Genomic DNA, 11980 nt, shown 5'->3' with positions numbered 1-11980 from the left:
TTATCAATTAAATTTGTCTCAAGATTTTCAATGGTTGGTGCTCTGGCGATCGCCCTTGTCCTCAGCAGCCCCAATCTAGCCAAAGCCGAATCGCGAGAACAAGCCGTCGATCGATTGACCGATTTCTTATTCTACAGGGTTAATCCTCAGTTAAACAATCGCAAACTCCAAGCGGGCGATCGCGAATATAGCAATCAATGGCGGAGATTGCGCGAAGCGATCGATCCACGAGTTAAGTCGGTACAAGAAGTCTGTTTTATGCCAGCCCCAGAAGAGACAGGATGGGAATTCACGACAATTAACGGCGAAACCTACGAGCAAACCTACGATTTACTTGCAGATACAATTTTTTACAGTCGCCATCCTCAACGCACCGGACAGCCAATTCCCAAAAGCGATCGGATCGGCATTAGTGAATGGTCAGCAATTCGACGCGAAATGTATATTTCCAATTGTGGACTGTGAGACTCGATCGCCTTACACCGCAGCATTTATCCGAAAATAACTCCTAGAGGTCATTTCTACACAACTCTGTAAAAAGAAAGTTTTAAACCGATGAGTATGAAAAGTTGGATATGCGATCGCACTGTTATTACAACCAGAATTATTGCACCCTTGCTTGGACTAATCGCCATTGGATATACAAGTTTGGCGGATGCTGCCCCACAGCAACAACTTCCCAGCATAAATAGTGCAAACATCGATACAACAAGTAAAAAAAATTACCTGAATAATCCAGAAAAAAATTCAACAATCGAGGCTTTAAATAAAAAAGTTCAAGTCAGCCTTGAAAATTCTGTAAATGCCCAAAAAAAAATACCTCTTCAACAAGGTATGCCATACAAAGATGCGCGTCAAATCCTGATTAAACAAGGGTGGCAGCCCAGCTTACAAAGTCAACCCAACCTCAGAGATCGTTCTGTTAAAGAGCTATTTGATTTGGGATATAAAGAGATTAAGGATTGTTCTGGTACAGGAGAGGGGCCTTGTCGTTTTGAGTTTATCAATCAACAAGGAGAACTGCTAGTTATAGTCGCTACGACAAGAGGTGCTGAAAATACAAAACGTTTTGTGAGGAATTGGTGGATTGAGAAAAAGACAAATAGCAATCAACAAAAATCGTCATCAAACATAATTGAAGAAGGTCGTTATTGGTTGGGAGGTACGGATCAGGGTTTAGAGGTAAAGGGAAAACAATATCGATATTATGATGAGTCTAATATCGAGCGACCGTGGCAACCTCTTTCTGAGTTACAATATATCAAAAAAGGCGTTATTTTTGATGGAAAAATTTATTGGTGCTTATCTACTCTCGCACCTAAAACAGGAGGAAGTTCTTGTTCTAGAGATGGATGGCAACAAAAGATTTATCACCAGCGATATCGGGGAGATTGATAATTGTTATTGGGTTTAATCGTGCTAATTAAATCACTTTCAATTAAGTCAAAATCGCATTTTTTAGGGGTGTTGGCGTTAGCTATAGCCCTGGTACTCGGTGTTGCCAATCTAGACTGTGCTACAGCGCGCGATTATGAATCACGAACTCAAGCTGTGGATAGGTTTACGGATTGGTTTTTTTATAGAGTGAATCCTCAATTAGGAGGCCGCAAATTGCGATCTGACGATTCTTCTGCCTACATCCGCGAATGGAATGCTATTCGTAATACAGTCGATCGAGAAATGATTACTACACAAGGAGATTGCGTCGGTGATGCTTTCTGGGACTTCGATTATCGTTCTCATGGGCGATCGCTCGTTAGCGGAGCCCTCGAAGAGGATCGGATTGCAGATACTATTTGGGATATCCGCGATCCATCGGGTGACAAAACTCGTGCAGATGTTTCTAAACAAGAATGGCAGAAGCTTCGTAATTCAATAATTAGAGAGCATTATTGCTATTAATGTGCAACAATTGTCAACCCAAATTAAACAATAAAGAACCACAGCGCTCTCAGTTACAAATATTGTTCAAACATAGATATAATATAATATGTACGCTGAATTGTACGATCTCTCAGTTAAGTTTAACTTTAGTTGGTGAAGTCCCAGGAAATCCAGCAATATGAACCAGAAAATGTATTCTGTTCAAAAATGTTGGTTTTGCCGTAGCTGGACGAGAAGGCAGGTATGATTGTGTAGAACGTCCTGCAGGAGAAGAACCTTGACTTGGCTCAATGATCCAGGAAAATTTGGGTTGAGAAGGGGACTTGAAAAATCAGGGGTTAATTCTTTTGCCCGCAGAGGGAATGCAAAGTTATTTTCGCGTATACAATTTATCTAATTTTCTCATCTTACTCTTAGTCCCCCTCTGCTGGAACGAAAGTTTGACTCTTAAGCGATTTCAATGGCAGAATGATCGATAATATAATCTGCGATCGCCCGGATTTGATATTATAAGTAATATCCAGAAATAATATTATATTTTTGTACTAAAATGTCAGTCACTACTCATCAATTAATTCAGTGGAAACAACAAGGGCGGTCAATTGTTGCCCTGACAGCTTATGATTATGCGATCGCCCAACTCATCGATGAAGCAGGCGTAGATATCATCCTAGTCGGCGATTCCCTCGCCATGACAGTCTTAGGCTACGAGACAACCCTACCCATAACCCTCGATGAAATGCTGCACCACGCTAAAGCAGTGCGCCGCGGAGTTAAACAAGGATTAATTGTTGTCGATTTGCCGTTTTTGACTTACCAAGAAAGTCCCCAGCAAGCCATGCACTCGGCGGGGAGAGTTTTGAAAGAAACTGGCGCTCAAGCTGTAAAATTAGAAGGTGGATATCCAGCAATGGCTGCCACAGTTTCGCAGCTAACATCCGCCGGAATTCCGGTGATGGGGCACGTTGGTTTAACTCCGCAGTCGGTACACCAACTCGGCTACAAAAAACAAGGAAAAACGGCCGAAGCAGCCGATCGCATCATAGCAGAGTCGATCGCCCTTCAAGAAGCCGGTGCCTTTGCGATCGTCTTAGAACACATTCCCGCCGACTTAGCCGCTCAAATTACCAAAAAACTAACTATTCCCACCATTGGTATCGGCGCCGGGCCGCACTGCGACGGTCAAGTTTTAGTTACTTCCGATTTGTTGGGACTTTCCGAAAAACAGCCGCCTTTTGCGAAAGCTTACGCCAATTTGCGAGAAACGATTACCCAAGCTGTCAAAGATTATTCCCTCGAAGTTAGAGAAGGCAAATTTCCCGAATAGGTTCTTAGTGAGGACTTGAGTCCTGAACAATGAGGACTATAGCAATCCTCAATCATTTGTGAATTTCTTACTCCCTCCCCAAGGCATCGGGGAGGGTTGGGGTGGGGTAAAAAAATTACGACTACTCATTTAGGATTGCTATAAAATCCTCACTACAAACCTAATTTACACTTTCGGCTGGCCCTCTTCCTCTTTATCCTTCTCAACAGCTTCATCCTCAGCTAGACCAACCCCTTCCTTAAAACTCCGCAGCGTTTTGCCCAAAGCATTTCCTAACTCAGGAATCTTCTTGGGGCCGAAAATTAGTATGGCAACCACCGCAATAATGCCCATTTCGGGCAATCCCAGACCAAACATACAAAATCTCCTGTAAAACTTGCTCGCTCGTAAGTCAATCTTAAGTCAATCTACTGATATTGTTAAAGTATCTACCTTTTTTCCTGCATCCTGCAACAGTAGAATCAAGTTTAATTAAGCTATCGCACGATAAATAAGAATGTTAGAAACATCCCAGCCTTCTCTGCGCGAGCAACAGCACCATCTCATCCGCGATTTAGCAGACCGGATGGAAGCAGTATGGCATCGCTATCTCGACCTCGAACCCTACCACCTGCCCGCTGAGTTGGGATACGTAGAAGGCCGCTTGGAAGGAGAAAAACTGATCATTGAAAACCGCTGCTATCAAACGCCCCAGTTCCGCAAAATACACCTCGAACTCGCTAAAGTCGGGCCCTTGCTTGACATTCTGCACTGCGTGATGTTTCCCAGACCGAATTATGCTTTGCCGATGTTCGGCACGGATATCGTAGCAGGCAAAGGCCAAGTTAGCGCCGCGATCGCAGACCTTTCTCCCCTCAATCGAGATCGAACTTTGTCGGAAACCTACCGAACCCAACTGGGAATTTTGCCGATTAAGCAATTTTCTTGTCCCCGCCAAATTCCCGAATGGGGGGATATTTTCTCAGAATTTTGTCTGTTTGTGCGCCCAGAGTCGATCGAAGAAAACAGTCGGTTTTTGGATATTGTTGAATCCTACGTTGAAATTCACTGCAAACAGGCAGTCGCTTCCCAACCTGTCTCTGCCACCGACGCATCGGAAATTCTCGACGCTCAAATTTACTACTGCACCCAGCAGCAGCAAAACGACAAAACCCGCCGCGTACTCGAAAAAGCTTTCGGTCAAGATTGGGCCGAACATTATATGACCGAGGTGCTTTTTGATATCCCTAAATAGCTGAAAAGTGTTTACAATACTTAATAGTAGGTGGACAAAACTTAATTAGGAAATCACCTACTTTATAAGTAATGGTAAAGGAATCACGGGTCAAGGATAAATCATTTTTAAAACCCCCAGGGCGAGGAATCATCGGTTTAGCGATCGCCGCCACTCTCATTACCACAGGAGTCGGTTTTTGGCAAGTATCTCAACTTAAAAAAGCCGAAGAGTTACAGGCGGCGGCTGCAACGGCTGCTGCAACTTCCGTCGCCACCCGCAACAGTGTTACCGCTTTGGGTAGGTTGACTCCGCAGGGGGAAGTTATCAAATTGTCGGCCCCTTCGGCGTCGGAGGGAGCAAGAATTGAACTGTTGCAGGTGGAAGAGGGCGATCGAGTCAGTCAAGGACAAATCATAGCAGTTCTCGATACGCGCGATCGGCTCCAAGCAATCCTCCAACAAGCCGACAAAGAAGTCAAAGTCAAACAAGCAGAATTAGCAAAAATTCAAGCAGGCGCAAAAACAGGCGTTGTCGGCGCTCAAAAAGCAGAAGTTGCCAAGTTTGAAGCACAAGTGCAAAGAGAAACCGAAGCCGAACAAGCTAACGTCGCCCGCTTAGAAGCTCAACTGCGAAGAGAAACCGAAGCTGAACAAGCTAACGTCGCCAAATTCGAGGCACAACTGCAAAGAGAAACCGAAGCCGAACAAGCTAATCTTGCTAAATTTGAGGCACAACTAGAAAGAGAAACAGAGGTGCATCAATCCAAATTAGCTAGGCTAGAAGCTCAATTGCGCGGCGAAATTGCCTCTCAAAACGCTACAGTCGATCGGCTAAAAGCCGAATTAACCAACGCCGAAGCCGAGGAAAAACGCAATAAAGAACTCTCAGAAACAGGCGCAATTTCTGCTTCCGCCTACGACACCAAACGTTTAGCAGTAGAGACCGCTCGCCAGAGAGTAAAAGAAGCTCAAGCTGTATTAGAAAAAACCGTGCAAACTTTGCGTGAGGAAATAGTCGAAACTAAAGCCACAGTCAAACAAACAGTAGAAACAGGCAAGCAGGAAATCAATCAATCCCGCGCCAATCTCAGACGCAAGTTAGAAACAGGTAGGCAGGAAATTAACCAAGCCAGAGCCACCTTAAATCAAAAGATAGAAACTGGTAGAGAACAAATCAATCAAGCCGAAGCAATACTCAAACAAAAAGCAGAAACAGGCCAAGAACAAATCAATCAAGCCAAAGCAAATCTAGACCAAATTGCCGAAGTCCGCCCCGAAGATGTGCAAGCCGCCCAAGCCGCCGTCGAAAGTGCGATCGCCACCAAACAAAAAGCTCAAGTAGATTTAAACTTAAGTTACGTCAAAGCACCCGTATCCGGCTACATCCTCAAAGTTCACAGCCGACAAGGAGAACGTGTCAACACTCAAGATGGCATCGTAGAACTAGGCGGCACCGACCAAATGTACGCCGTAGCAGAAGTTTACGAAACCGACATCGCCAAAGTGCGAAACGGCCAGCGCGCAACAGTCAGCAGCCCCGTATTTGCAGGCACTTTGGCAGGAACCGTCGATCGCATCGGCAAACAAATCGGCAAAAAAGATGTCCTTAATACAGACCCCGCCGCCGACACCGACGCGAGAGTTATCGAAGTAAGAATTCGCCTCGATCCGGAATCGAGCAAGAAAGTTGCAACCCTAACAAACTTGCAGGTTGAAGTCAAAATAGATATCTAAATTTTACCTTGACAAAACTTACGCATGGGCACTCAAGAAACCGGGTTTTTTACCAAGATTAAGGGTGTGAATCAAATATAAGGGTAAAAAACCCGGTTTCTCAACACCCGTGCTTAAATCCTAAAATTATTCAATCCAAAATCCAAAATCTAAAATCTAAAATCTAAAATCTAAAATCTAAAATAGATTGACTCTTATGGCAAAAATACCACTAGCTTGGGCACAATTAACCCGCGAAAAAATGCGCTTAGCCGTCGCATTAGCCGGCATTGGCTTCGCCGACTTGCTAATGTTTATGCAGTTCGGATTTAGAGACGCACTATTTGAAAGCTCCATCACCTTTCACTCGAAGTTAAAAGGTGATATTTTTATCACCAGCACTCAGTCTACGGCTTTAATAGCCATGAAAAGTTTTCCCCAGCGTCGCTTGTATCAAGCTTTGAGTTTTGACGGTGTTACAGCAATTAGTCCCGTATATTTAGGCTTTGGATTGTGGAAAAACCCCGACCCCAACCAGCGAAATACTCGGCAATTGATGGTAATTGGTTTTGACCCCGCTCATCCCATCTTTGATCTGCCTGAAATCCAAAATAATTTGGACAAAATCAAAATTTCAGATGTGGTTTTATTTGACCAAGCTTCCCGGCCGGAGTTTGGGCCGGTAGCAGAATATTTCAAACAGGGAAAAGTTGTTGAAAGTGAAGTTGACAATCGCCGCGTTAGGGTAGATGGTTTATTTACTATAGGGGCCTCTTTCGGTGCCGACGGAAATCTTGTCACCAGCGATTTGAACTTTCTGCGGATTTTTTCGACGCGGAGAACAAGAGGTTTAATCGATATAGGTATTGTTCACTTGCAGCCGGGAACAGATGTTAAGGCTGTTGTTGATAAAATGAGGGCAACTTTGCCGAAAGATGTGATAATTTCTACTAAACAAGAGTTTGTAGATTTTGAAAAAAAATATTGGCAGGAAAGTACCTCAATCGGATTTGTTTTCACTCTCGGCGCGGCAATGGGATTTATCGTTGGGATAGTGATTGTTTATCAAATTCTTTATACTGATGTTACCGATCATTTACCCGAATACGCTACGCTAAAGGCGATGGGATATAAGGACATTTACTTTTTGGGTGTGGTGTTTCAAGAGGCTTTGATTTTGGCAATTATTGGTTATTTGCCGGGGTTTGGAGTTTCTTTGGTGCTGTACAATTTAGGGAGAAGTGCTACGAGTTTGCCGATGTATATGACTTTGGCGAAAGCTATGACTGTTTTTATTATGACAGTTGTCATGTGTGCTGTGTCGGGGGCGATCGCAGTGAGGAAATTGCAGGCGGCAGATCCGGCAGATATATTTTAACGAAGGAAGCAGGAAGCAGAAAGAATCAAAAAAGAAGAAAGAAGGCAATACCAATTACCAATTACGAATTAACAGCTACAAATTACCCATGAATATTTTACCAGTTGTTTCGATTAAAAATCTCAATCATTCCTTCGGTGAAGGACAACTTCGCAAACATACCTTATTTGATATCAACCTCGAAATTTATCCGGGCGAAATCGTGCTGATGACTGGACCTTCTGGGTCTGGTAAAACAACATTGTTAACCTTGATTGGAGCTTTGCGATCGATCCAAGAAGGTAGTCTTAAAATTCTCGACCAAGAATTGCGGGGAACGCCGAAAAATAAATTAGTTAAAGTCCGTCGCGACATCGGCTATATTTTCCAAGCTCACAATTTGCTTAAATGCTTGACAGCTAGGCAAAATGTGCAAATGTCCCTCGACCTGCACAACCATCTTTCTCCCCAAGAAACTAATGATAAAATAGAGGAAATGCTGCAAGCTGTAGGCTTGGGAGAAAGAATAGATTATTACCCCGACAGTCTTTCTGGTGGCCAGAAACAAAGAGTTGCGATCGCCCGCGCATTAGTCAGCCAGCCGAAATTAGTATTAGCAGACGAACCCACAGCAGCCCTAGACAGTAAATCAGGTCGAGATGTGGTAGAAATTATGCGAGGTTTGGCCAAAGAACAGCACTGCACTATTTTGCTTGTCACCCATGACAACCGCATTTTAGACATAGCCGATCGCATTATTCACATGGAAGACGGCTACCTCGCACAAGATACATCAACAGCGGCTGCCACAGGCGTTCTTTCGGGAAAATAATATTAACCCACCTCAACTTATTTCCGAGAACCAGGACGCTTTGCTCCTACCTTGGCAGGACTTTTCGTTGCACCTTTGGCTGGAGTTTTAGAACTACTTTTGCCACTTTTTTGACCCTTAGCTCCTATCAATTGGCTATCATTGGCATTTGTAGGTCGGCCCGCAGGCGTTCTCGTAGTCCTAAAGGTAACATTCACCCCTTCATTCGACTGTTCCAACACCAACATCGGCGTCGGCTTGGCTTTTTGATCCCACTCAATATGAACGATGCGACCTTGAATTGTCGGCTGCCAACTGTCGTGGTCGTCTGAAGGACTCAGATAAGTTTCCAAACAGTCAATAATTTGATTAATTGTCGCTGATGTTGCCTGAGTCGGCAGTTTCATCAGCTTAATTTGAATCCGAAACAGCACTCGTTTTTCTATTTTTACCGCCGGATCGCCAGTTTCGTATTCGATATCAAACATCGAATCCACTTGCCTGCCACTGCCCGCATTCCCGTTTTTATCTCCCACTGCCCCCTGAGTCGGACGCAGAGCAATACTAATTTTTTCTTTGACTTTTACCTTAATCTGGTTCACAATGGCAAAGTGAAATACTTCTTCCGCCATTCGCATTCTCAGGTAGTCTAAATTAAAGTCTCGCGAGTGGATAAGGTCGGGATTCTTTTCCATCTTTAACATGGTTTCCAGAGCCATTTTGTATTTTTTCTGGAGTTCTCGATTTCTAAACTCCTCAAATTTGAGCTTTTTACTCAAATCGTCGAGTTTTAGCTTGGTAAACACCGCTAAACCGATAAGCAATAACAACAGTAATCCCGACGCTCCCATGAAGAGTTGGTCTGAGGACGGATCTCCGGGTTTAGCCTGTTTAGGTTTGGGAGAGGCTACTGCCAACCTTGGTTCTACAAGGATTATTTGGGTTGACATGGGCTTTTAAAGGGTAAAATTTGACGCTATATTTATACAGGACTCCAGAGTAGAGCTGGTAGTGCAACTGGATCAACCCACATTGACATCATTCCACCATCATCTTGGTACAACTGGATTTCTGCAACTGGAGCACGCACCCTCTAATTAATACTTTATCTTTAACTGCAAGCCAGTTTCCGAAATATCGGAAAATCGCGTGCTGGTACTGACCAATTGAAATGGTGAATTGTCTGTAATATATTATACCAATACAGCTAAAAAAAATGTTTGTTCGAGGGTCTCCTTTTCTAGAAAAATAAAAAGAAATACACATAAATTAATAGTAACTCTGGGAGCCAGCAGCGGAAAACATCAAGCAGAACAGCCGATCGCCCGGACGATCGAGGGGCGGACGTTGGGAGAGTGCTAATTCCTACTGTTGGCTAACTCCCGCCGTGCAAGCCCACCGGGCGGCTTGCTGTGAAAGTCGAGCTGTGGTGCGATCGAACAACGTCTCCTTAGCTAAGATTACAGCTAATACCACCAATATTCGATCGTGACCTACGAACCCCTGCATCACAAATATCGCCCTCAGACATTTGCCGAATTAGTCGGTCAAGAGGCGATCGCCCAAACGCTCACCAGCGCCATCCTACAAGAGCGCATAGCACCAGCATATCTATTCACCGGCCCCAGAGGCACCGGTAAAACCTCTAGTGCCAGAATTTTCGCCAAATCTCTCAACTGTATTTCTACGGTTGCCCCTACCCCGACACCCTGTGGCAAATGCAACGTTTGCCAAGAAATTGCCCGAGGTTCGACACTAGATGTCATCGAAATTGACGCAGCCAGCAACACCGGAGTAGATAACATTCGGGATTTGATCGAACGAGCTCAATTTGCCCCCGTACAATGCCGCTATAAAGTATATGTAATCGACGAAGTTCATATGCTCAGTACCCAGGCATTTAATGCCTTATTAAAAACATTAGAAGAGCCGCCCGATCGCGTTGTATTCGTCCTCGCAACAACCGACCCACAAAGAGTATTACCAACTATTATTTCTCGTTGCCAAAAGTTCGACTTCCGCCGCATCCCCCTCGATGCAATGATTGCTCACTTGCACAAAATTGCCCAATTAGAAAATATCAATATTGCCAGCGATGCAGTACAAATGGTTGCTCAAATCGCCCAAGGTGGTCTGCGAGATGCCGAAAGTTTGCTCGACCAACTAAGCTTATTTCAGGGTGAAGTAACAGTCGAAAAGGTTTGGGATTTAGTCGGTGCAGTACCCGAAAATGACTTAATGGATTTGCTGCAAGCTATTGATACAGATAACGCTACAGCACTAATAGACATGACCCGCCACCTCATGGATCGCGGTCGGGAACCGCTAATCGTGCTGCAAAGTCTCGCCAGCTTTTACCGAGATTTGCTAATAGCTAAAGCTGCACCAAAACGGTCAGATTTAGTAGCTTTAACATCGGCAACTTGGGAAAAACTGGGGGATTTTGGCCGCCATTGGGATGCGGAGTTGATTTTGGCAGGTCAGAAACATTTGCAAACCCACGAAGTGCAAATTAAAAACACTACTCAGCCGCGTTTGTGGCTGGAAGTAACGCTATTGGGATTGTTGCCCTCAGCAATTAGAACTCAGCAGCAACCAACAGCGGAACCAGCTAAAAATATTACTCAACCACCACAAAATCACCCCCCCCAACCCAGGGCGGGCACGGGGGCACCGCCCCTACAATCGGGGGGGAGTCAGATATCTAATATTGAACAATCTTCAGTTCCCAATTCGCAAAATCCTCCGCCTCAGTCGCAGCCTGTGGCTAATCGAACAGAAAGCCCACCTCCTGCAGCGATTCCCGCACCTGTACCAACTGCTGAAACGAATCAAACAAATTATTCACCGACTAATTCAGCCGATGAAATCGATTTAAATCGAGTGTGGGAACAGGTACTTGACCGCGTGCGGCCGCATGGAACTCAATCGCTGCTTCGCCAACATGGACAGCTAGTAATTTTTAGCAATAATACTGCTCATGTTAAGATTAGTTCCCAGCCGTTGCTGAATATGGTTAAAGACAAAGTAGCTAATATTGAAGAAGCTTTTTTGCAAATTTTTAACCGTCGAGTAACAGTAAAAGTGGGATTGACAAATCCCGCTGAAACTAATAATTCCCGCGCTAAGGATTTGCCAAGTTCTAACGGACGTGTTGGCGAAAATCCCAGGAATTCTCATCCTGCGGATGATGTCGGCCAACAGGTGCAGAACTCGGCGAGTTCGGAGATTACAGATGATTTTTTGGGGAATAGGGGAGAAGAACAAAAACACCCGCCAGCGCCTGAAAATACCGCCGTTAATGTGCCCCTAATTTCCGAATCACGATCGCTCACCAACGGCTCTACAGCCTCTCAAAATGACTTTAACGCTCAGGCTATAGCGGTGCGTGATGACGCTCAATATGTCGCGAATACGGCTAGGAAATTGGCTGATATGTTTGACGGGGAAGTAGTCGATTTGTCGGATGACCTGGAGATTTGGGAGTCGAAAACTTTTAGATTGGAATCTGAACCGGATTTTTCCGAGTTATCTTCTGAGTTAGGTGAGGATGATTTTATAGATTGGTAATGTAGATCACTAAAAAAACCGGGTTTTATCAGGTTCGGGTAATTACTTATAATGTGAATTCGGCCGCTCGAACTTGAATTCGGGCGCTCGAACTTGAATTCGG

Annotated in this window: 12 protein-coding genes; 9 read left to right on the top strand and 3 right to left on the bottom strand. The window is 44.5% G+C overall.

Annotation, left to right across the window (positions count from 1 at the left end; all coding sequences use genetic code 11):
* Window positions 1-30: 30 nt before the first annotated feature.
* From QUA90_RS24660 to panB, 4 genes are all read left to right on the top strand, one after another.
* The gene (locus QUA90_RS24660; RefSeq protein WP_333448188.1) at window positions 31-465 is read left to right on the top strand and encodes a hypothetical protein; all 435 of its coding nucleotides are present in this window, start codon (window positions 31-33) and stop codon (window positions 463-465) included.
* A gap of 96 nt (window positions 466-561) precedes the next feature.
* The gene (locus QUA90_RS24655; protein ID WP_333448187.1) at window positions 562-1395 is read left to right on the top strand and encodes a hypothetical protein; all 834 of its coding nucleotides are present in this window, start codon (window positions 562-564) and stop codon (window positions 1393-1395) included.
* A gap of 21 nt (window positions 1396-1416) precedes the next feature.
* Complete coding sequence (locus QUA90_RS24650) at window positions 1417-1902, top strand: hypothetical protein (RefSeq protein ID WP_333448186.1); 486 nt, start codon at window positions 1417-1419, stop codon at window positions 1900-1902.
* A 532-nt stretch (window positions 1903-2434) separates the two neighbouring features.
* The gene (gene panB, locus QUA90_RS24645; protein ID WP_333328214.1) at window positions 2435-3211 is read left to right on the top strand and encodes a 3-methyl-2-oxobutanoate hydroxymethyltransferase; all 777 of its coding nucleotides are present in this window, start codon (window positions 2435-2437) and stop codon (window positions 3209-3211) included.
* A gap of 165 nt (window positions 3212-3376) precedes the next feature.
* Here panB and tatA read toward each other — a convergent pair whose 3' ends face one another.
* Window positions 3377-3568 carry a twin-arginine translocase TatA/TatE family subunit gene (gene tatA / locus QUA90_RS24640; protein WP_333328211.1) on the bottom strand — a complete coding sequence of 64 codons (192 nt, stop codon included), beginning with the start codon at window positions 3566-3568 and terminating at the stop codon, window positions 3377-3379.
* A 139-nt stretch (window positions 3569-3707) separates the two neighbouring features.
* Between tatA and QUA90_RS24635 the strand changes: the two genes are divergently transcribed.
* From QUA90_RS24635 to QUA90_RS24620, 4 genes are all read left to right on the top strand, one after another.
* Window positions 3708-4445 carry a phycocyanobilin:ferredoxin oxidoreductase gene (locus QUA90_RS24635; protein WP_333328208.1) on the top strand — a complete coding sequence of 246 codons (738 nt, stop codon included), beginning with the start codon at window positions 3708-3710 and terminating at the stop codon, window positions 4443-4445.
* Between the two features lie 71 nt (window positions 4446-4516).
* Window positions 4517-6160, top strand: a complete 1644-nt coding sequence (locus QUA90_RS24630; protein WP_333448185.1) for an HlyD family efflux transporter periplasmic adaptor subunit — start codon at window positions 4517-4519, stop codon at window positions 6158-6160.
* A gap of 196 nt (window positions 6161-6356) precedes the next feature.
* Window positions 6357-7517, top strand: coding sequence for an ABC transporter permease DevC (gene devC / locus QUA90_RS24625; protein WP_333389070.1), 1161 nt, complete (start codon window positions 6357-6359; stop codon window positions 7515-7517).
* 88 nt (window positions 7518-7605) lie between these two features.
* Entirely contained in the window at window positions 7606-8328 is a 723-nt protein-coding gene (locus QUA90_RS24620) for a DevA family ABC transporter ATP-binding protein (RefSeq protein WP_333389069.1), read from the top strand.
* 17 nt (window positions 8329-8345) lie between these two features.
* On the opposite strand, the gene QUA90_RS24615 is transcribed toward QUA90_RS24620, so the two are convergent.
* A complete protein-coding gene (locus QUA90_RS24615; protein ID WP_333328182.1) occupies window positions 8346-9257 on the bottom strand; it encodes a hypothetical protein in 912 nt (303 codons plus the stop codon).
* 415 nt (window positions 9258-9672) lie between these two features.
* The gene (locus QUA90_RS24610; RefSeq protein ID WP_333328180.1) at window positions 9673-9816 is read right to left on the bottom strand and encodes a hypothetical protein; all 144 of its coding nucleotides are present in this window, start codon (window positions 9814-9816) and stop codon (window positions 9673-9675) included.
* Between QUA90_RS24610 and QUA90_RS24605 the strand changes: the two genes are divergently transcribed.
* A complete protein-coding gene (locus QUA90_RS24605; RefSeq protein ID WP_333448184.1) occupies window positions 9796-11877 on the top strand; it encodes a DNA polymerase III subunit gamma/tau in 2082 nt (693 codons plus the stop codon). The genes QUA90_RS24610 and QUA90_RS24605 overlap by 21 nt on opposite strands.
* Window positions 11878-11980 lie beyond the last annotated feature (103 nt).

Origin of the sequence: Microcoleus sp. D3_18_C4, assembly GCF_036702355.1 — a bacterium.
Classification (GTDB): domain Bacteria; phylum Cyanobacteriota; class Cyanobacteriia; order Cyanobacteriales; family Microcoleaceae; genus Microcoleus.
This window is presented reverse-complemented; position numbering and strand designations above follow the sequence as displayed.